At 71.3% G+C, this 19,196-nt stretch carries 19 protein-coding genes; 8 read left to right on the top strand and 11 right to left on the bottom strand.

The features are described from left to right. Window positions 1–50: 50 nt before the first annotated feature. Window positions 51–1,391 (top strand): endo-1,4-beta-xylanase, encoded by a 1,341-nt coding sequence (locus tag ACFWN2_RS12510; RefSeq protein WP_382427054.1) that lies wholly within the window; start codon window positions 51–53, stop codon window positions 1,389–1,391. An 82-nt stretch (window positions 1,392–1,473) separates the two neighbouring features. On the opposite strand, the gene ACFWN2_RS12505 is transcribed toward ACFWN2_RS12510, so the two are convergent. Further along, window positions 1,474–2,271: an SAM-dependent methyltransferase gene (locus tag ACFWN2_RS12505; protein ID WP_382427052.1), complete on the bottom strand. Its 798-nt coding sequence runs from the start codon at window positions 2,269–2,271 to the stop codon at window positions 1,474–1,476. A 131-nt stretch (window positions 2,272–2,402) separates the two neighbouring features. Here ACFWN2_RS12505 and ACFWN2_RS12500 point away from each other — a divergent pair, with 131 nt between their 5' ends. The 4 genes from ACFWN2_RS12500 to ACFWN2_RS12485 all read left to right on the top strand — a co-directional run bounded on the left by ACFWN2_RS12500 (window position 2,403) and on the right by ACFWN2_RS12485 (window position 7,824). Next, window positions 2,403–3,737: a hypothetical protein gene (locus ACFWN2_RS12500; RefSeq protein ID WP_382427050.1), complete on the top strand. Its 1,335-nt coding sequence runs from the start codon at window positions 2,403–2,405 to the stop codon at window positions 3,735–3,737. A 42-nt stretch (window positions 3,738–3,779) separates the two neighbouring features. Beyond that, window positions 3,780–4,196, top strand: a complete 417-nt coding sequence (locus ACFWN2_RS12495; protein ID WP_382427049.1) for a DUF3592 domain-containing protein — start codon at window positions 3,780–3,782, stop codon at window positions 4,194–4,196. Between the two features lie 50 nt (window positions 4,197–4,246). Further along, window positions 4,247–6,970 carry an ATP-binding protein gene (locus ACFWN2_RS12490; protein ID WP_382427048.1) on the top strand — a complete coding sequence of 908 codons (2,724 nt, stop codon included), beginning with the start codon at window positions 4,247–4,249 and terminating at the stop codon, window positions 6,968–6,970. 101 nt (window positions 6,971–7,071) lie between these two features. Continuing rightward, entirely contained in the window at window positions 7,072–7,824 is a 753-nt protein-coding gene (locus ACFWN2_RS12485) for an SDR family NAD(P)-dependent oxidoreductase (protein ID WP_382427046.1), read from the top strand. A 1-nt stretch (window position 7,825) separates the two neighbouring features. Here ACFWN2_RS12485 and ACFWN2_RS12480 read toward each other — a convergent pair whose 3' ends face one another. Then, entirely contained in the window at window positions 7,826–8,431 is a 606-nt protein-coding gene (locus ACFWN2_RS12480; protein WP_382427045.1) for a nucleotidyltransferase domain-containing protein, read from the bottom strand. Between the two features lie 7 nt (window positions 8,432–8,438). Continuing rightward, window positions 8,439–8,819 carry a hypothetical protein gene (locus ACFWN2_RS12475; protein ID WP_382427044.1) on the bottom strand — a complete coding sequence of 127 codons (381 nt, stop codon included), beginning with the start codon at window positions 8,817–8,819 and terminating at the stop codon, window positions 8,439–8,441. An 88-nt stretch (window positions 8,820–8,907) separates the two neighbouring features. Here ACFWN2_RS12475 and ACFWN2_RS12470 point away from each other — a divergent pair, with 88 nt between their 5' ends. After that, window positions 8,908–9,897: a YbdK family carboxylate-amine ligase gene (locus ACFWN2_RS12470; protein WP_382427042.1), complete on the top strand. Its 990-nt coding sequence runs from the start codon at window positions 8,908–8,910 to the stop codon at window positions 9,895–9,897. 7 nt (window positions 9,898–9,904) lie between these two features. Beyond that, a complete protein-coding gene (locus ACFWN2_RS12465) occupies window positions 9,905–10,891 on the top strand; it encodes an iron-containing redox enzyme family protein (RefSeq protein ID WP_382427040.1) in 987 nt (328 codons plus the stop codon). On the opposite strand, the gene ACFWN2_RS12460 is transcribed toward ACFWN2_RS12465, so the two are convergent. Further along, a complete protein-coding gene (locus tag ACFWN2_RS12460) occupies window positions 10,835–11,206 on the bottom strand; it encodes a DUF6292 family protein (RefSeq protein WP_382427038.1) in 372 nt (123 codons plus the stop codon). The genes ACFWN2_RS12465 and ACFWN2_RS12460 overlap by 57 nt on opposite strands. A 163-nt stretch (window positions 11,207–11,369) precedes the next feature. Here ACFWN2_RS12460 and ACFWN2_RS12455 point away from each other — a divergent pair, with 163 nt between their 5' ends. Further along, window positions 11,370–12,560 (top strand): zinc-dependent alcohol dehydrogenase, encoded by a 1,191-nt coding sequence (locus ACFWN2_RS12455; RefSeq protein ID WP_382427037.1) that lies wholly within the window; start codon window positions 11,370–11,372, stop codon window positions 12,558–12,560. Window positions 12,561–12,600: 40 nt separating this feature from the next. On the opposite strand, the gene ACFWN2_RS12450 is transcribed toward ACFWN2_RS12455, so the two are convergent. Genes ACFWN2_RS12450 through ACFWN2_RS12420 form a run of 7 tightly spaced genes read right to left on the bottom strand, consistent with a single transcriptional unit; the run spans window position 12,601 to window position 18,933 of the window. Beyond that, window positions 12,601–12,987 (bottom strand): ATP-binding protein, encoded by a 387-nt coding sequence (locus ACFWN2_RS12450; protein WP_382427036.1) that lies wholly within the window; start codon window positions 12,985–12,987, stop codon window positions 12,601–12,603. Further along, window positions 12,984–14,552 (bottom strand): SpoIIE family protein phosphatase, encoded by a 1,569-nt coding sequence (locus ACFWN2_RS12445; RefSeq protein WP_382427034.1) that lies wholly within the window; start codon window positions 14,550–14,552, stop codon window positions 12,984–12,986. Before ACFWN2_RS12445 ends, ACFWN2_RS12450 begins: the two co-directional genes overlap by 4 nt. Continuing rightward, the gene (locus tag ACFWN2_RS12440; protein ID WP_382427033.1) at window positions 14,549–16,279 is read right to left on the bottom strand and encodes an ATP-binding protein; all 1,731 of its coding nucleotides are present in this window, start codon (window positions 16,277–16,279) and stop codon (window positions 14,549–14,551) included. Before ACFWN2_RS12440 ends, ACFWN2_RS12445 begins: the two co-directional genes overlap by 4 nt. Next, window positions 16,276–17,313, bottom strand: a complete 1,038-nt coding sequence (locus ACFWN2_RS12435; protein ID WP_382427031.1) for an ATP-binding protein — start codon at window positions 17,311–17,313, stop codon at window positions 16,276–16,278. Before ACFWN2_RS12435 ends, ACFWN2_RS12440 begins: the two co-directional genes overlap by 4 nt. Next, entirely contained in the window at window positions 17,301–17,714 is a 414-nt protein-coding gene (locus tag ACFWN2_RS12430) for an anti-sigma regulatory factor (protein WP_382427030.1), read from the bottom strand. The genes ACFWN2_RS12435 and ACFWN2_RS12430 overlap by 13 nt, the downstream gene beginning before the upstream one ends. Further along, entirely contained in the window at window positions 17,714–18,082 is a 369-nt protein-coding gene (locus ACFWN2_RS12425) for an STAS domain-containing protein (RefSeq protein WP_382427029.1), read from the bottom strand. The genes ACFWN2_RS12430 and ACFWN2_RS12425 overlap by 1 nt, the downstream gene beginning before the upstream one ends. Further along, a complete protein-coding gene (locus tag ACFWN2_RS12420; protein ID WP_382427028.1) occupies window positions 18,082–18,933 on the bottom strand; it encodes an STAS domain-containing protein in 852 nt (283 codons plus the stop codon). Before ACFWN2_RS12420 ends, ACFWN2_RS12425 begins: the two co-directional genes overlap by 1 nt. Between the last annotated feature and the right edge of the window lie 263 nt (window positions 18,934–19,196).

The raw sequence follows: 19,196 nt of genomic DNA, 5'->3' as shown, positions 1-19,196 counted from the left end.
TGCAACCGTCCACTCGCATTCGTGCGGGTTCTATTCAGAGAGCGCCAAAAATGAAGCTGACAGCGAAGTCAGTTGCACGGGCAGGGCTCGTGTCGACGATCGTCGCCGCCACCGCGGCCGCCGCCGTTTTCGCGGCGACACCCGCCAGCGGTGCGGCCTCCACCCTCGGCGCGGCCGCCCAGCAGAGCGGCCGTTACTTCGGCACCGCGGTGGCCGCGAACAAGCTCGGTGACTCGACCTACGTCGGAATCCTGAACCGGGAGTTCGACATGGTCACGGCCGAGAACGAGATGAAGATGGACGCGACCGAGCCGAACCAGAACCAGTTCAGCTACGGCAACGCGGACCGGATCGTGAACCAGGCCCGCAACCAGGGCAAGCGGGTGCGCGGGCACGCGTTGGCGTGGCATTCGCAGCAGCCGGGCTGGATGCAGAACATGTCCGGCACAGCATTGCGCAACGCGATGCTCAACCACGTCACGCAGGTGGCGACGTACTACCGGGGCAAGATCTACGCCTGGGACGTCGTCAACGAGGCCTTCGCCGACGGCAGCGGCGGCGGACGCCGTGACTCCAACCTCCAGCGCACCGGCAACGACTGGATCGAGGCCGCCTTCCGCGCGGCTCGTGCCGCCGACCCCGGCGCGAAGCTCTGCTACAACGACTACAACACCGACAACTGGTCACACGCCAAGACGCAGGGCGTCTACCGCATGGTGCAGGACTTCAAGTCCCGCGGCGTCCCGATCGACTGCGTCGGCTTCCAGGCGCACTTCAACAGCGGCAACCCGGTCCCGTCCAACTACCACACCACCCTGCAGAACTTCGCCGCACTCGGCGTCGACGTGCAGATCACCGAACTGGACATCGAGGGTTCCGGCAGCAGCCAGGCCCAGCAGTACCAGGGCGTCACCCAGGCCTGCCTCGCCGTCTCGCGCTGCACCGGCATCACCGTGTGGGGCATCCGGGACAGCGACTCGTGGCGCGCCTCCGGCACCCCGCTGCTGTTCGACGGCAGCGGCAACAAGAAGGCCGCCTACAACTCCGTCCTCAACGTCCTGAACAGCGGCACGGGCACCACCACCCCGACCACCACCACGACGACGTCCTCCAACCCCGGCGGCGGGGGCTGCACGGCGACGTACTCCGAGGGCGAGAAGTGGAATGACCGCTTCAACGGCAACGTGACCGTCTCCGGCACGGACAACTGGGTCGTCACGGTGACGGTCAGCTCGCCACAGCGGGTGATCGCCACCTGGAACACCAGCGCCACCTGGCCGTCGGCCAACGTGATGGTGGCGCGCCCGAACGGCAACGGCAACACGTTCGGCTTCACGATCCAGCACGGCGGCAACTGGAACTGGCCCGGCATCTCCTGCCAGGTCGGCTGACGAACGTGCGGGAGGCCTCCGGCGGCGGCCTCCCGCGCCTGGCCGTGCCCCGGGCGGACACCTCCCGCCCGGGGCCGGCCGGTCAGGCCTTGCGGCCCACCGCCGCGAGCCCGGTGAACCGCTCCGGGTTGTCGTCCACGTCCTCCGGCGACACCGGCCGCCACTCCGGGAAGAACACCACGCCCGGCTCCACGACGTCGAAGCCGTCGAACAGACCGGTCACCTGCTCCCGCGTCCGCATGGTCATCGGGGTCGCGGTGCGCTGGTACAGGTCCTGGTGCGAGTCGGCCTGGTCCGGGCGGCCCGCCTGGCTGGCGTGCGACAGCACGAGGAAGCTGCCGGGCGCCATCGCCTCGCGGTACTTCGCGACGATGGCCTGCGGGTCGTCGCTGTCGGGGACGAAGTGCAGCACCGCGACCATCATCACCACGACGGGCTCGTCGAAGTCCAGCAGCGCGCGGACGCCGGGGCTGGAGAGCACCTCGTCCGGGCGGCGCAGGTCGGCCTGCACGACGCCGGCCAGGTCGTTGCCCCGCAGGATGTTCTCGCTGTACGCGGCGGCGACCGGGTCGTTGTCGACGTAGACGACGCGGGCGTCGGGGGCGGCGTCCTGGGCCACCTCGTGCACGTTGCCGACGGTCGGGATGCCCGAGCCGAGGTCGAGGAACTGGCGGATGCCGGCGTCGATGCAGAACCGCACGGCGCGGCGCAGGAACGCGCGGTTCTGCTGCATGATCATCGGCAGGTCTGGCCACAGGCCGATCGCGCGTTCGGCCATCTCGCGGTCGACGGCGAAGTTGTGCGCGCCGCCGAGGTAGTAGTCGTAGACCCGCGCCGCGCTGGGGCGGGTGAGGTCGACGCCGCCAGTTTCGTCATTCATGCCTGCCCCCACACGTGATCGACACCGTGCCGGGCACGCTACCTGCTCACGCGCGGAGATCAACCCATCGGGCCATTCGGCGGGTGACCACGACGCGCGGGCGGGGTGCAATGGGCACACGGAGGTGGGTCATGCGCGCTCGGCTCGTGGTGTCGTTGCTCGGACTGGTGCTCGTCGCGGGAGGTGCTCCCGCGCAGGCCGCGCCCGGAGTCCCCGGCGACCAGCCGTTGCCCGGTTACACGATCAGCAACCCGCCGTTGAAGCCCGAGGTCGTGAACGGGCAGCCGACGAGGGTGCTGCAGGGCGTGCACGAGCACTCGGCGTACATCGTCGAGGTGCCCGCGAAGTGGAACGGCCGCCTCGCCATGTGGGCGCACGGCTACCGGGGCACCGGGACCGTGCTCACCGTGGAACCGCCCGCGTACGGCCTGCGCGCCCGCATGCTCGGCCAGGGCTACGCCTGGGCCGCGTCCTCCTACTACGGCAACGGCTACGACGTCCGGGCCGGTGTCCTCGCCACGCACGACCTGGCGCAGCACTTCGGGAAGCTCGTCGCGAAGCCGAGGCAGGTGCTCGTCGCGGGGGTGTCGATGGGCGGGCACGTCATCGGCCGGTCGCTGGAGCAGTTCCCCGGCTTCTACGACGGCGCGCTGCCGATGTGCGGCGTGCTCGGCGATCACGAGTTGTTCGACTTCTTCCTCGACTACCAGCTGACGGCGCAGGCGCTCTCCGGGATCGGTTCCTACCCGGTGCCCGCCGACTACCTCACCACCGTGGTCCCGCGCATCCAGGAGAAGCTCGGCCTGACCGCGCTCACGCCCGGCGGCCCCGACACCGTCACGGAGAAGGGCGCCCAGTTCCGCGCGACCACCGTCGAACGCAGCGGCGGACCACGTCCCGGAGCGACGCCCGCCTTCGCGTACTGGAAGGACTTCCTGTTCGGCCTCGCCTCCCCGCCGGCCGACGCCGCCCCGCTCGCGTTCGACCCCGGCAGGCTGGCCACGAACATCGGCACCCGCTACCAGCCGTCGACGCCGGTCGACCTGAACCGCGCGGTGCAGCGCGTGACGCCGCGCGACTGGCGGTCCCGCCTGTCCCCCGCGCTCACCGAGATCCCGAGGATCGCGGGCAGGCCGGGCGTGCCGGTGCTCTCCCTGCACGGCCTGGGCGACCTCTTCGTGCCGTTCTCGATGGAACAGGAGTACCGGGCCGACGTCGCCCGGCACGGCCAGTCGAGGTGGCTGGTGCAGCGGGCGATCCGCACCGTCGAGCACTGCGAGTTCTCCCCGGCCGAGGTGGGCACGGCGTGGGACGACCTGGTGAGGTGGACCGACCGCGGCACGAAGCCCGCCGGTGACGCGCTCGACCGCGCCACCGTCGCCGCCGAGGCGTTCGGCTGCCGGTTCACCGACCGCGCCGCCTACACGGGCCCCGGCACCAGGAGGTTGTTCACGCCCTGCGTGTGACGTTTCCGCGCGGAGGACGATGTCCTCTGCGAAGGAGGCGTGGTGGCGAAGGTGAAGTCGCGGCAGGGCCGCATCCTGTCCGGACTCGTGCTGGCGGGCGCGGTGATCGGCTTGGTGATCGTGCTGCAGTCCGCTGTGGAGCAGGGGTCGTGGGCGAGTGCCGAGGGCACGGTGCAGGAGCGCCTGAAGTCGGGCAAGAGCGTCTCGGTGAGGGTCGAGTACCCGTTGCCGGACGGCAGCAGGCAGGTGGCGACCCTGTCGGAGAACGGGCCGAGCCGGCAGCCAGGTGAGCGCGTGACGGTCCGCTACGACCTGGAGGACGGCAGGGTCGTGGACGCCGCGCTGGCGGACAACGACGAGGCGTTCTGGGTGCTCGGCGTGATGCTCGGGGTGGTGATCCTGGGTGGACTGTTCATGAATTTCATCGCCTGGGCGCCCGAGCGGCCGCGACGTACCTGACCCACGCTGTTCCCGCCCGGCGTCCTCGGTCCCACGACTAGTCTTTCGCCATGCTGGTCGGCCGGGACGGTGAACGGGACCACGTCGAGCGGGCGCTGGGGCTGGCGTCGGCCGGTCGCAGCGCGGCGCTGGTCGTCCGGGGCGAGGCGGGGATCGGCAAGTCCGCGTTGCTCGACCACGCCGTGGCCGCAGCCGGCGGCATGCGGGTCCTGCGCGGTGTCGGCATCGAGTCCGAGGCCGAGCTGGCGTTCGGCGCGCTGCACCTGCTGCTGTACCCGTACCTCGACCGGCTGGACCTGCTGCCCGGGCCGCAGGCGGACGCGTTGCGCGGTGCGTTCGGGCTGAGCGGCGACGTGGCGACGACGCCGTTCCTGGTCGGCGCGGCGACGTTGACGTTGCTCGCGGAGCTGGCTTCGGAGCAGCCGTTGTTGTGCGTGGTCGACGACGCGCAGTGGCTCGACCGGGGGTCGTCGGACGCGTTGCTGTTCGCGGCGCGGCGGTTCCAGGCCGATCCGGTCGTCATGTTGTTCGCCGTCCGCGACACGGCCGTGCCGTTCGCCACGCCCGGCATCGAGGAGCTGCGGCTGGCGGACCTGTCGCCGGAGGCCGCGGCCGGGCTGCTCGACGAACGCAGTCCCGGGCTGACCGCGCCGATGCGGGCGCGGGTTCTGGAGGAGGCGGGAGGCAACCCGCTCGCGTTGCTCGAACTCGGCGCGGCCAGGCTGGCGGCGCAGCGCGAGGGCCGGGCGGAACCGGCTCACCAGGTCGGACCGCTGCCGGTGACGCGGCGGGTGCAGGACACGTTCCGCGCGCAGATCGTCGGCCTGCCACCGGCGTGCCAGTCGATGCTGCTGGTCGCCGCGGCCGACCGGTTCGCGGGGATGGAGACGGTGCTGCGGGTCGCCCGCGCGGTCGGCGCGGACACGTCCGACCTGGCCGCCGCCGAACGCGCGGGGCTGGTCACGGTGCTGGACGGCGAGCTCGCGTTCCGGCATCCGCTCGTGCGGGCCGCCGCCTACCAGTGCGCCACGCACCACCAGCGGATCGCGGTGCACCGGGCGTTCGCCGAGGCGCTGTCCACTCCGGAGGTCCTCGACCGCCGCGCCTGGCACCTCGCCGCGGCCACGACGGAGCCGGACGAGGCCGTGGCCGCCGAGCTCGAACGGACCGCGCTGCGCGCCGAACGCCGTGGTGGGGCCATGGCCGTGTCCGCCGCGTACGACCGCGCCGGACGGTTGAGCGTGGATCCGGAGCTCAAGGCGCGGCGCATCGCCAAGGCCGCGCTCGCCGCCTACGACGCGGGCAAACCCGACCGCGCGGCACGGCTGGCCGTCGAGGTCACCTCGCTCACCGCCGACCCGGCCGTGGTCGCGGACGTGACGCTGCTGCGCGGCCAGATCGAGTACGAGCGGAAGTCACCGGAGGCGGACGCCGCGCTGGCGTGCGAGGCGGCGCTGCTCGTCATGGACAGCGACCCCGAACGCGCCCTGGTGATGCTGACGGAGATGGCCTGCGCGGGACGGGACGCGGGCGCGCTGTCCCTGGTCGCCGAGGGCGGTCGGCTGATGGCCCTGCTGCGGCTGGAGCCGGGCTCGCGGCACCGGGCGTCCGCCGACGCGCAGATCGGCTGGGGCGAGCTGCTGGCCGGCAGGCCCGAGCACGCCGTCGGCGCGTTGCGCGCCATGGTCGACTTCGGCCGGCTGCCGGGCGAGGACACGATGCACCGGGTCGTGGCCGGGTTCAGCGGGCTGATGCTCGCCGACGACCGGGCGACCATCGCGGTGATGGAGGCGATGCTGGCCGACGTGCGCGCCAGCGGGGCGTTGACCTGGATCCCGTACGCGCAGGAGGTCCTGGCGTTCGCCGCGATGCTGCGCGGCGACTTCCTGACCGCGCAGACCGCACTGGCCGAGGCGGTGGCGCTGAGCAGCGAGTTCGGGATGGACATGGAGGTCGCGCTGCTGCGCGCGACGTCGGTGTGGCTGGCCGCGGTGACCGGGGACGAGGAACGCTGCCGGTCGCTGGCCGCCGAGGTGTTGCCGGTCCTCGACGGACGGCACGCCGTCGGCGCCGCGCTGACGTTCTGGGGCCTCGGCCTGCTCGACCTCGCCGCCGGGCGGTACGGGGCGGCGTTCGACGCGCTGCGCACCGTCTGCACGGGCCCTGCCCGCCACGACTTCCTCATCCGCGCGGTCCCGGACCTGGTCGAGGCGGCGGTGCGCGACGGCGACCCCGGCCGCGTCACCGAGCAGCTCACGGCGTTTGAACGGTGGGCGAAGCACGTCGACAGTCCGATCGCGACGGCGTTGCTGCACCGCTGCCAGGCGGTGGTCGAGGACTCCGAGGAGCACTACCGGGCCGCCCTCGACCTGCACGCCTCGCACGGCGGCCGGTTCGACCAGGCCAGAACACACCTGCTCTACGGCGAGTGGCTGCGCAGAAGGCGCCGCCGCGGCGAGGCGCGCACCGAACTGACCGCCGCCCTGAACGGCTTCACACGGCTGGGCGCGCCGGCGTGGGAGGCACGCGCCGGCAGCGAGCTCACCGCCCTCGGCGAACGCCCCGCGCTCGAACCGGTCGCCGACGACGCGCTGAAGAACCTGACCCCGCAGGAGGTGCAGGTCGTTCGACTGGCGGCGGCGGGCCTGAGCAACAAGGAGATCGGCGCGCAGCTGTTCCTGAGCCCCCGCACGATCGGTCATCACCTGTACCGCGCCTACCCCAAGCTGGGCGTCACCCGGCGGATCGAGCTCGCGCAGCTCGGCCTCGAATGACTTAACCGACCGGCGCCCGACCGGCCGCACGCCAGTCACGTGACCGATGTGGACCGGTGCGCCGGAGCCATAGCTTCTCCAGCAACGACAAGGAGAGGCACATGTTGCTGGAGAACAGGACCGCGGTGATCTACGGAGGCGGCGGCTCGATCGGCGGTGCGATGGCCGACGCCTTCGCCGCCGAGGGCGCGCGGGTCTTCCTGGTGGGCAGGACCCCGGCGACGCTGGAGGCGGTCGCGGAACGGATCCGCGCCGCGGGCGGCCAGGCAGAGACCGCGGTGGTCGACGCCACCGACGCGTCCGCCGTGAACGACCACATCGACGCCGTCGTCGAGAAGACGGGCAGCGTCGACATCTCGGTCAACGTCATCACCGGCGAGGGCCTCTTCCAGCCGCTGGCCGACATCTCGACCGACGACTGCGTCGCCGCCATCGGCAGGGGCCTCACCACGCAGCTCATCACCACCAAGGCCGCCGCACGGCACATGGTGAAGCAGGAGTCGGGCGTGCTGCTGTTCTTCGGCGGCTCCGACCCCACGCACGCCATGCCCGGCATGGGCAACGTGCAGATCGGCTTCGACGCCGTCGAGTCGCTGCGCCGCCAGTGGGCGGTGGAGCTCGCGCCGCACGGCGTGCGCACCATCACGCTGCTGACCGGCGGCATCATCGACACGTTCCCGGACATCCCCGAGATGGAGGGCCCGCGCCAGGGCATCATCAACGGCTCACCGCTCAAGCGGGCGGCGACGATGTCCGACGTGGGAGCCGTGGCCGCGTTCGTCGCCTCGGAGAAGGGACGGAGCATCACGTCCACGCAGGTCAACATCTCGGTCGGCGCCTGCTACGGCGGCTGAGTCACGGGAGCGCGTCCAGCCAGGGATGACCGGGGTGGACGCGCTCCAGCCACTCCCGCAGCCGCCCTCGCCGGTCGCGTCCGAGCAACGGCAGCACCCCCTCGAAGTCACGCTGGTCCTTGGACCGCATGGCCTTCGCCTTGAACAGCAGCACGAGTTCCGGTACCAGGTAAGGGATCCCGTCCGCCGTGCGCTCGATGATGTCGCTGTACGGCAACCGCAGGCCCTCGTCCCGGCGGCACACCCACACCTCGCCGTCGTGCGGCTCGCGGAACACGTCCACCAGGTAGCCGCCGGTCGACGGGTCCCGCAGCCACGTCTGGTGCGTGGTGGCGAGCACGTCCGCGTCCGCTTCGAACCAGACACGTCCGGACGACGCCACGTCGAACACGTAGCCGGAGAACCGGTCGCGGATCTCCGGAAATCCCGTTGTGGGCACAGCGATCTCCAGATCGCCGTGCGGCCGCGTCCGCTCGCCGCGGAACAGGTCGAGCGCCCACCCCGCCGCGACGTACCAGGGCGTGCCGACACCGTTCAGGCGCGCGGCCACCTCGGTCGGCGTCCACGCGAACGCCCATCGCGCTTCCAGCTCGTGCAAGTCCAGCACGACCCCGTCAGTCGTCGTACGCCTCGGCGCTGAGTCGCTGCCGCTCACGCTTGAGCCCCTTCTCCAGGCCGTGCCGCTCCCCTGCCGCCAGGTCGTCCCGCACGGCGCGCTCGACCTCGCGGAACACCTCGTAGTACATGTCGTCGTACTCCTCCACGACCTGGAACGTCCAGCGGCCCGGCAGGACGTTGCGGCCGAGGAGCTCCCGCTGCACGCGTTTCGCGTGGTCGGCGTGGCCCGCCTCGCGCAGGAGGGTGACGGCGTCGCCCAGCTCGAAGTCGGCGGTGCCGGTGAGCTGGTGGAACGAGTACAGGTGCCCGCGGGCGCGTTCGGTGGTCTCCAGTGCCTTGCGGAGCTTGCCGAGGGCCTCGGTCGTCTTGTCGTCCATGCCGCTCCGAATACCCCGCCGCGGTTCGCCCCTACCCACTTCGGGTAACCGCGGGAACAGGGTTCCTCCGAAGAGCGGAGATGGGCACTTGCCTGACGCGTGTGCCGACACCGTCGGCGTCGAAGAGGAGTTCCTGCTCGTCGATCCGGCTTCGCGACGGACCGTGTTGCGCGCGGACGCCGTTCTCAAACGCCTCCAGAACACCGAACTGACCCACTTCCACGCGGAGCTGGCCGCGACGCAGGTGGAGGCCGCCACCGGACCCTGCACCACGGTCGCCGCGCTCGGACAGGCCCTCGCGCAGGCCCGTGAGATGGTCGCCGACGCCGCCCGTGAGGAAGGTCTGGAGCTGCTTTCCCGTGGCACGCCTACCAAAGCGGCGGCACGGCCCGTGGTGACGAACGGCGCGAGGTACCACCGCGTGCTCGACACGTACGCGGGTGTCATCGAGGACTACGAGGCGTCCGGGTGTCACGTGCACGTCGGTGTCCCGGACCGGGAGACGGCCGTGGCGGTGCTCAACCACGTCAGGCCGTGGCTGCCCACGTTGCTCGCGCTGTCCGCCAACTCCCCCGACCACGGCTACGCGAGCTGGAGGACGGTGCTGCAGTCGAGGTTCCCCGGCTCCGGTGTGCCTCCGTTGTTCAGGGACGCCGCCGACTACGACGCCCACGTGGCGCGGATGGTCGCCTGCGGGACGCTGGTGGACACCGCCCAGTCGTTCTGGCTCCTGCGCCTGGCCTCTACGTTGCCCACAGTGGAGTTCCGGGCGGCCGACGCCGCCGCCACGACGGACGACGCGGTCCTGCAGGCGGCGCTGTCCCGCGCTCTGGTGCACGCCGCTCACGTGGACATCGCCCACGGCAAGGAACCCGCGCCGGCACGGGACGACGTGCTCGCCGCCGCGGTGTGGACCGCCTCCCGGTACGGCATCGACGGTGTCGGCATCGACCCGTGGCGCGAGTGCCGGGTGCCCGCCACCGCCGTGCTGGACGACCTCCTCGACCAGGTGACACCCGCGCTGGAGGAACGCGGCGAGCTGGAACTGGTGCATCACCTGCTGTCCCAGCGGGTATGACCCCCGAGTGCACCTACCCACACCTCGCGGGCCACTGTCCGAACAGGTCGTCGCGGCACTGAGCGGCGCCCCGGACGGCCGCCCGGTCCCGTTCACCGCCGCCGACCCGTACGGCGAGGACCTCACCATCGCGCTGCACACGTTGTACGAGCTGCACTACGGCGGTTTCGACGGCGTGGACCCGGCCTGGGAGTGGGATCCCGAGCTGCTGCGCCTGCGGGCACAGGCGGAACGCGTGTTCCTCGCCGCCCTGCGGTCCGATGTGGACGGCGGCGACAACCTCGACGGCACGCTGGACGCGTTGCTGGTCGAGCACGTCCCCGGCAGCGGCGTATCCCACCACCTGCGCGACAACGGGACCTGGGAGCAGATGTGCGAGTACTTCGCGCATCGCTCGGTCTACCACCACAAGGAGGCGGACCCGCACGCGTGGGTGATCCCCCGGCTGCGGGGCAGGGCGAAGGCCGCGCTGGTGGCCGTGGAGTTCGACGAGTACGGCGGCGGCAGGGCCGACCGGATGCACTCGCGACTGTTCGTGGACCTGCTCGAAGGCGCGGGGATGTCATCGGACCACCTGCGGTACCTGGACGACGTGCCTGCGCCAGCCATCGCGATCGTCAACATGATGTCGCTGTTCGGCCTGCACCGGTCGTTGCGCGGCGCGCTGGTCGGGCACTTCGCCGCCGCCGAGATCACCACGGGGCCGAGCGCCCAGCGCATGGTTCAGGCGTTGACGCGGATGGACGCCGACCCGCGCTGCGTCGAGTTCTTCACCGAGCACATCGAGGCCGACGCCGTGCACGAGCAGATCATGCGCCACGACGTCATCGGCTCGTTGCTGGAGCAGGAACCGACACTGCGCGACGACGTCGTGTTCGGCGTTCAGGCGACCAACCTCCTGGAGTCACGCCTCGCCGATCACCTGCTGGCGGCCTGGTCAGCCGACGAGTCGTCGCTGCGGACCCGCCTGCGGTGGCTGGTGCCGCAGCACTGAACGGACCCACTGCGCGACCGCGGCAGGCGACTGCCGCGGTCCGGTGAGGCGGTCGATCACCACGAGCGAGCCGTCGGCGGGATTCTCCGCGGCCACCGACCAGCCGTCGTCCTGGTCCCACAGCAGCGCCACGTCGTGACCGGGGAACTCCGCCACCCGGCCGTCCACCGCCACATAAGCACTGCGGGACCCGTCCGCGTGGTCGACGAAGCCGTTGCCGGACAGTCCGGCGGCTTCGAGGACGTCGTCGACGTACTGGCGCAGCTGACGGGCCGTGTCGTCGGAGTCGAAGTGGAAGCCGGTCTGCACGCTCATCAGTCCACCGCCGTCGCACGCAGGAACTCGAAGCGCCGACTGCTTGACGTGAAGAAGTGCTACCCCGCCGTGGCCTCGTGAAACGGAATCCCCGCGGTGTTTGCACGTCGATCGGCAGGGCACCCGCCGACAGTCTCTTGCAGTCTGCCGAAGTGGAGCGACGATGAAGGCCGTCACCTGGCACGGCAAGCGCGACGTCCGCGTGGACACGGTGCCCGACCCGAGGATCGAGACGCCGACGGACGCCGTCATCCGCGTCACGTCCACCGGTGTCTGCGGTTCGGACCTGCACCTGTACGAGGTGCTCGGCCCGTTCATGACCGAAGGCGACGTCCTGGGCCACGAACCGATGGGCGTCGTCGAGGAGGTGGGCGCCGAGGTCACCTCCCTCAAGCCGGGCGACCGGGTCGTGGTGCCGTTCAACATCTCCTGCGGCCACTGCTTCATGTGCGACCGCGGCCTGCAGTCGCAGTGCGAGACCACCCAGGTCACCGACCAGGGCAAGGGAGCGGCCCTGCTCGGCTACACGAAGCTGTACGGGCAGGTGCCGGGCGGGCAGGCGGAGTACCTGCGGGTGCCGCAGGCGCACTACGGGCCGATCAAGGTCCCGGACGGCCCGCCGGACGACCGCTTCGTCTACCTGTCCGACGTGCTGCCGACCGCCTGGCAGGCCGTCGAGTACGCCGAGATCCCGCAGGGCGGCTCGGTGGTCGTCTTCGGGCTGGGGCCGATCGGGCAGATGGCCGCCCGCGTCGCGTTGCACAAGGGCGCCGGTCAGGTCATCGGCGTGGACCTCGTGCAGGAACGCCTGGCCCGCGCCGAGGCACGGGGCGTCACCGTGCTCGACACCCGCGACCACGACAACATCGGCGACGCGATCCGCGAGCTCACCGGCGGGCGGGGCGCGGACTCCGTCATCGACGCGGTGGGCATGGAGGCGCACGGCGCCCCGGCCGCACGGCTCGCGCACAACCTGGTCGCCGCGCTGCCCCAGGCGGCTGGCGCGCTGCTCACCGAGAAGGCGGGCATCGACCGGCTGAGCGTCCTGTACGCCGCGATCGACTCGGTGCGCCGCGGAGGCACCATCTCACTGTCCGGTGTGTACGGAGGCATGATCGACCCGATGCCGATGATGGAGCTGTTCGACAAGCAGATCCGGCTCCACATGGGCCAGGCGAACGTCCGCCGCTGGGTCGACGAGATCGTGCCGCTGCTCACCGGGTCCGACGACCCGCTGGGCGTGGACGACTTCGCGACGCACCGGCTGCCGCTGGAGGACGCGCCGCAGGCCTACGAGATGTTCCAGAAGAAGCAGTTCGGCGCGCAGAAGGTGCTGCTGCGGCCTGCGGGCTGACATGTGTGGCCGGCCCACGTCGTGCGGCCGGCCACCGTTTTCACCCCGTGCAGTCGACCACCGCGAACACCGTCTTGCCCACGTCCCCGCGCGACCGGCTCCCCCACCGCCGCGAGATGTTGTCCACCACCACGATCCCCCTGCCGCGGTTCTCCCCCAGGCGGGACCGCCCGTACACCGGCTCGGTCGTCGACTCGTCGTCCACCTCGACGGTGACCGCGCAGGGCTCCTGGTCGTGCAGGATCCGCAGGTGCCCGGTGCTGGACGGGGTGTGGTCGAGGACGTTCGTGACGAGTTCGGTCACCACGAGCTGCACGTCGTAGAGGTGGTCCTCGCCGAGATCGCCCAACGCCTTGGTGAGGTCGCGCCGCAACGACGACATCGACATGCCCGGCCGCACCGGCATGTCGACCGCCAGGGCCGTCACGCCGGCCGTCGCAGCAGGAGCAGGGCGATGTCGTCCTGCTTGCCCTGGCCGAGCTCGGCCAGGAGGCGGTCGGCGAGCAGGTCCATGTCCTCCGTGTTCGACACGGTGGCGCGCAGCTTCTCCATGCCCTCGTCCAGGTCGACGCCGCGCCGTTCGACCAGGCCGTCGGTCGTCAGCAGCACGGTGGTCCCCGGCGGTAACGGGATCTCGGTGGCTTCGGGTCTGCCCAACCCGATGCCCAGCAACGGGCCGTGGACGGGGACGTAGTGCGCGTCCACGTCGTCCACTACCAGGGGCGGCACGTGACCCGCGTTCGCGACGGCCATCGTGCCCGCCTCCAGGTCGACCTGCAGCAGGCACATCGTGGTGAGACCGCCCGTCGGGTGGAAGCGTTCGAGCAGGGTGTCGACCCTGCGCAGGATCTCGGCGGGCCGGTGTCCCTCGACGGCGTAGGCGCGCAGCGTGTGGCGCACCTCGGCCATCACGGTCGCGGCCTCGATCGAGTGGCCGCAGACGTCGCCGATGGCGATCAGGACGTGGCCGTCGAGCTCGATCACGTCGTAGAAGTCCCCGCCGATCTCGGCGTTGCTCGACGCGGGCACGTACCGGGCCGTCATCGGCAGTCCCGGGCGGTGCGGCAGCGCCCTGGGCAGGAGGCTGCGCTGCAACGTGAGCGCGAGCGAGTGCTCCTCGGCGAACGTGTGCAGGCCCTCTGCGGCCAGTGCCGTCGCCTGGGCGAGCTGGCGCAGCAGGTTGCGGTCGTCGTCGCTGGTCACGGCCCAGGGTGCGACGGCGATGCCGATCGGCGGCCTGCGTGCCTTCGTGCGGGCGAGCACGGCCACCGCGGGTGTCGACGGGTGCCACGGCACTGCGGCGTCTTCCACCACCACGACGCCGACACCGGGGTTGAGCGACGACATCCACTGTTCGACGTCCACGTTGCCGGGACGGGTCGGGGCCTCGGGCTGCCGAGCGCCGACCGTCGCGACGCAGACGGCGCCGGACGGGGCGGTGAGCACGGCGGTCGCCTGCGTGTCGAGCACGTCCGCCGCCCCGATCGCCGCCGCCTCGACCAGTGCGTCGAACGTCGTCGCCGCGTTGATCGCGAACGTGGCCGTGGCGAGACGGGTCAGCCTCGCGGCGAGGTGCTCGGCGAGCGCGCGGGCGCGGTGGTAGCGCAGCGCCGCCTCGACGTTCGCCAGCAGCTCGCCGGGGTCCACGGGTTCGGTCAGGTACGCGTCGGCGCCGCGGGTGAGGCCGATGACCTTGTCCTCGGGTTCGATGTAGGTCGCCGAGAGCATGACGACGGGGATCGAGCTCGTGCGCGGATCGGCCTTGATGCGCTCGGTGACGTCGTAGCCGCTCATGTCCGGCAGGTGCACGTCCAGCAGGACCAGGTCGAACGAGTCGCCCTCCAGAGCGACCAGCGCCTCCGCGGCCGTGGTCGCCTCGACGACCGTGTGGCCGCTGCGGCGCAGCCAGCTGCAGGCGATGAACCTGCTGGCCTCCAGGTCGTCCACCACGAGGACCCTGGCCGGTCCACCGCCCATGGCTGTCGGGTTCATCGGGCGTCCGTTCTGCGCGCCGTGAGCTGTGCGTCCCTGATCGCACGGCCCACCGTTTCCGGGGAGATCCGCGCCTCGTGCAGCATCGCCGCGCCGAGGCTGTGCACGCTGCGTGCGAGACCGCCGGGATCGTCGCCGCACACGATGACCACTGGTACCCCGGCCAGCTCCGGATCAAGCCTCAACGCGGACAACACGGCGCTGCCGCTCATCACCGGCGCGCTCGCGCCGATCAGGAGCAGGTCGGGCCGCCGTTCCTTCACGAGGTTCAGGGCGCTGCGGCCGTCCTCCGCCTCGACGACCTCGGTGGCGATCCCGGTCAGCGCGACGCTCAGTTCCTCGCGGCACTTCTCGTCGCCGTCCGCGATCAGCGCGCACGCGACGGGTGCGGGCCGGACGAACTCGTCCTCGGCGGTCGGCAGGGTCAGCACGACCTCCGTGCCCTGGCCGGGGGTGCTGCTCAGCGCCAGGCTCCCGCCGAGGATCTCGGCGAGCTTGCGCGCGTAGGACAGGCCCAGGCCGGTGCCGCTCGCACCCACCTGCAGCGCGTTCGGCACCTGGTAGAACTCCTCGAACACCCGGCTCTGCTCGTCCGGCGGGATGCCGATGCCGGTGTCGGTGACCACGAACCGGATCTCGTCCGGGCCGGGCCCCTCCTCGGCGACGAAGCGGATCTCGCCACGCTTGGTGAACTTGACCGCGTTGGACAGGACGTTGCGCAGGATCCGCACGAGCATCGTCTCGTCGGTGACCAGCGGACGCAGCTCGGGCAACGCGTCCACGACCAGCTGCACGTCACCGGAGCGCAGCATCGGCCGCACCGCCGAACGCAGCTGGGTGACCACGTAGTCGAGCGCTACGGGCGCCATCCGCGGCTGCAGGCTGCCCGACTCGGCCTTGGCGGTGTCGAGGAGCTCGTTCACCAGCGCGAGCAACGTCGCCGCCGACTCGTTGATCAGGTCGACGTGGTGGCGCTGGTCGTCGGTCATGGGGTCGCTGCCGGGACCGCCGAGCAACCGGGTCAGGCCTACCACCGAGTTGATCGGCGCGCGCAGCTCGTGGCTGATGTTGGACCAGAACCGGATGCGCGCGGCGGCCGCGTCGCGCAGCTCCGCCGACTTGGCGTCCAGCTCCGCGTAGAGGGCGACCACGCCCTGGTTCGTCTGCTCCAGCTCCTCGGACAGCTCCTGGTAGAGCGCGACGACGCCGCGGTTGGTCTCCTCCAGCTCCTCGTTGAGCCGCTCCAGCTCCTTGCTCTTCGCCTCCAGGTTCTCGAGCGTCTCGAGCAGCTCCTGGTTCTGGGCACGCAGCTCGTCGAGCGCGGAGGTCGCGGTGGAGGTCTCGCGCAGTTCGCCGAGCAGGTCCTCGTCGAGCACGATCCCGTTCGGCACGTTCTTGACCAGCGTCACGCCCGAACCGGTCATGATCAGCGCGTTCATCAGCCGCCGGGCGGTGTCCCAGCCCGGTCCAGAACCGGACACGACGGCCTGCCAGCTCAGTTCGACGAGCAGGGCAGGTGCCGGCGCGCGCCGCACCCGGAAGACCGCCGTGGTGCTCACGTCCTGCCGCACCAGCTCCCTGCCGACGTCGCTCAGCGCCGTCGCCACCCTGACCTGGTTCTGCCCGTCGAGGCCGATCGCCGCCGCGACCTGGCGACCGCGCTGACGGAGCAGGAACACGTCCCGCTCGTCGCTGATCACCAGCCGCAGCAGCTCGGAGGGCGTCATGCCGGTCTGGCCACGAGCGCGCAGGCGTCGTCGTTGCGCACGCCCGCTTCCCTGAGCAGCGTGGCGGCGATGAGCACCGGTTCGTCGACGGCCAGGTCGCTGCCGACGTCGACGCCCCAGCGTTCGGTCAGGCCGTCGGAGTGCAGCACGACCACCGCCCGCTCCGGCAACGCGTAGTCGAACGACCGGATCGTGCGCGCCTGGTGGCCCGCCACCCCCGGCACCGAGATCATGCCTTGCTTGCGGCCGTCCCCGAGGACCGCCGCACCGATGTTGCCCAGGCCGCAGTAGCGGACCGTCCTCGCGACGAGGTCGATGTCGGCGACCGCCACCGCGCCACCGCGGGTGCCGCGCAACGCCGTGTGCAGTTGCTTGACCATCACCTCCGGCGGCAGGAACGGCTGTTCGCGGAACAGGCGCACCGCCGCGTCGGACGCGGAGGCCGCGAGCGGTCCGTGCCCGGAGCCGTCGCACATCATCAGCGTCATCCGGTCCGTGCCGCGGCAGAACGCGTAGGCGTCGCCGCACACGTCCTCGCCGCCGATCGGCCTGGTCAAGCCCGCCGCGTTCTCCGCACCCCACTCGGGGACCCAGTCGACCCGGGGTGCGAACCGCGCCACCATCACCGTCCCCTGGCCGGGCCGGGACGTCATGGAGCAGCTGGACGACAGCCGCGCCACCGCGCCGAGCCCGACGCCGAGGGTGCCGGTCGTGGACTGGCCGTCCTCCCAGGCCAGTGCCATGTCAGCGATGCCGGGCCCGCGGTCGATCGCGACCACCTCGACGGCCGCGTCCCGTTCGCCGCGCACGGACCGGATCACGACCACGCCGTCCCGCGCGTGCTTGTGCAGGTTCGTGCCGATCTCGGTGACCGCGAGCCCGATCTCCGCCGTGCGCGGCGCGTCGAAGCCCAGTTTCTCGGCGAGTGCCGTGGCCGCGCGCCGGATCCTGCCGACCTGGGCGGTCTCCTCCACCGGCAGCCAAGCCTCGTCGCGCACCAGCGGCAGGCAGTTCGCGGTGGTCACCTCTTCCACTTGGTCACCGTCACGACCGTGCCGCGGCCGACCTCGGTGTCGAGGTCGAACTGGTCCACCAACCGGCGCGCGCCGCTCAGGCCGAGCCCGAGGCCGCTGCCGCTGCTCCAGCCGTCGGCCAGCGCCAGCGTGAGGTCGGGGATGCCGGGCCCCTCGTCGTGGAACGAGGCCCGCACGCCGGCGCGGCGGCCGTCGCTGACCTCCTCGACGCGGGCGAAGCCTCCCCCGCCGTAGATCAGGGTGTTGCGGGCGAGCTCGCTGGCCGCCGTGACCAGCTTCGTCTGGTCGACCAGCGACAGCTTGGTCTGCTGTGCGTAGGTGCGCACGAGCTGGCGCACTCGAACCACGTCGTCGTCCCCGCTGATGGGGACCTCTTCCGGCCCTTCGGACCGGGAGGGCATCAGGTGTCCCGTCCGCGACCGAGCTGTCCCAGGATCTTCATTCCGCGTTCGAGGTCGAGGGCCGTGCGCACGCCACCGAGTGTGAGCCCCAGTTCCACCAACGTGATCGCCACCGCCGGACGCATGCCGACGACGACCGTGTCGGCGTCGAACAGCCGGGAGATGGACGCGATCGTGGCGAACATCCGCCCGATGAACGAGTCGACGATCTCCACCGCGGAGATGTCGATGACCACGCCGTGCGCGCCGGTCGCGCTGATCTTCTCGGCCAGGTCCTCCTGCAGCGCCAGCACGCTCTGGTCCTGCAGGTCGATCTGGATGGAGACGAGCAGCACGCCGCCGATCTTGAGAATCGGGACGCGCTCCATCAGCGCACCTCGCGCTGCGCGACGACGTCGACTCCGTCACGGCGCAGCGCGTGCCGCAGCGCGTCGGCGAGGGAGGCCTTGGTGACGATGTCGCCGAACTCGATGCCGAGCGCCACGATCGTCTGCGCGATCTGCGGCCGGATGCCGGAGACGATGCACTCCGCGCCCATCAGCCGTGCCGCGACGACCGTCTTGAGCAGGTGCTGCGCGACCTGGGTGTCGACCGCGAAGACACCGGTGATGTCGATGATCGCGTGCTCGGACCCGGTCTCCACCAGCGCTTCGAGCAGCTTCTCCATCACGACCTGGGTGCGCGCGGAGTCCAGCGTGCCCACCAGCGGCACCGCCAGCACGCCCTCCCAGATCTTCACCACGGGCGTGGTCAGCTCGAGGAGCTGCTCCGACTGCTCGCGGATGATCTCCTCACGGGCCTGCGCGTAGAACTCGAAGGTCAGCAGGCCGAACGCGTCGAGCAGCCCGGAGAACGCCATGAGCTGGCGGAAGATCTGCGGGTCCTCCTCGTTCTCGGTGAGACCGAAGACCTCGCGCTTGAGCGAGAAGATGCTCGCCGCGGTCTCCGTCGGCGTGAAGCCCGCGCGGACCCTGGCGCGCGAGTACTCCTCCAGGAACGACCGCACCTCGCCGAACTCCGGCGCGTTGACGTCCTTGCCGTCGTTGCCGACGAGCGGCAGCAGCGCCGCGAAGAACTCCCGGAAGTCGCCTTCGAGCTCCGTCTTCGTCGCACGTCCGCGCAGCAGGGCCGCGACCGCGCCCACCCACCTGTCGATCAGGGAGTCGGCGTTGGTCCGCAGCAGCTCGGTCAGGCGCTGGGCGTGCCCTGCGTCGGTCACTCAAGTCTCCTCAGGCAGTCGAACAGGCTGGACGAGCAACGGTGCACACCGCCGCTGTGCAGCAGGATGATGCGCCGACTGCTTGACGTGTGCACCTGCTGGCAGCGAAGCCTACAGGCGGAGATCCAACGGCGTGCCGCAGCAGGTCGGCGGGCGGATCGTCCCTGCGAAGTGTGCATCGCCCGACCGGCCCGCCGTGTGACACCGCGGCGGTTCGGGACCGCGCGGGAGCACCGGGGTGAGCGACGCATATCCGGTGAGGT

It is taken from the genome of Lentzea sp. NPDC058436, from assembly GCF_042721515.1.
Taxonomy (GTDB): domain Bacteria; phylum Actinomycetota; class Actinomycetes; order Mycobacteriales; family Pseudonocardiaceae; genus Lentzea.
The sequence above is the reverse complement of the archived record's forward strand: the minus strand, read 5'-3'. Positions and strand labels throughout refer to the sequence as shown.

Bases quoted from the DNA above. Each gene is read 5' to 3' on its own strand.
- ACFWN2_RS12510 (WP_382427054.1), top strand. From the start codon at position 51: ATGAAGCTGACAGCGAAGTCAGTTGCACGGGCAGGGCTCGTGTCGACG.
- ACFWN2_RS12505 (WP_382427052.1), bottom strand. From the start codon at position 2,271: ATGAATGACGAAACTGGCGGCGTCGACCTCACCCGCCCCAGCGCGGCG.
- ACFWN2_RS12500 (WP_382427050.1), top strand. From the start codon at position 2,403: ATGCGCGCTCGGCTCGTGGTGTCGTTGCTCGGACTGGTGCTCGTCGCG.
- ACFWN2_RS12490 (WP_382427048.1), top strand. From the start codon at position 4,247: ATGCTGGTCGGCCGGGACGGTGAACGGGACCACGTCGAGCGGGCGCTG.
- ACFWN2_RS12485 (WP_382427046.1), top strand. From the start codon at position 7,072: ATGTTGCTGGAGAACAGGACCGCGGTGATCTACGGAGGCGGCGGCTCG.
- ACFWN2_RS12475 (WP_382427044.1), bottom strand. From the start codon at position 8,819: ATGGACGACAAGACGACCGAGGCCCTCGGCAAGCTCCGCAAGGCACTG.
- ACFWN2_RS12460 (WP_382427038.1), bottom strand. From the start codon at position 11,206: ATGAGCGTGCAGACCGGCTTCCACTTCGACTCCGACGACACGGCCCGT.
- ACFWN2_RS12455 (WP_382427037.1), top strand. From the start codon at position 11,370: ATGAAGGCCGTCACCTGGCACGGCAAGCGCGACGTCCGCGTGGACACG.
- ACFWN2_RS12445 (WP_382427034.1), bottom strand. From the start codon at position 14,552: ATGAACCCGACAGCCATGGGCGGTGGACCGGCCAGGGTCCTCGTGGTG.
- ACFWN2_RS12440 (WP_382427033.1), bottom strand. From the start codon at position 16,279: ATGACGCCCTCCGAGCTGCTGCGGCTGGTGATCAGCGACGAGCGGGAC.
- ACFWN2_RS12430 (WP_382427030.1), bottom strand. From the start codon at position 17,714: ATGCCCTCCCGGTCCGAAGGGCCGGAAGAGGTCCCCATCAGCGGGGAC.
- ACFWN2_RS12425 (WP_382427029.1), bottom strand. From the start codon at position 18,082: ATGGAGCGCGTCCCGATTCTCAAGATCGGCGGCGTGCTGCTCGTCTCC.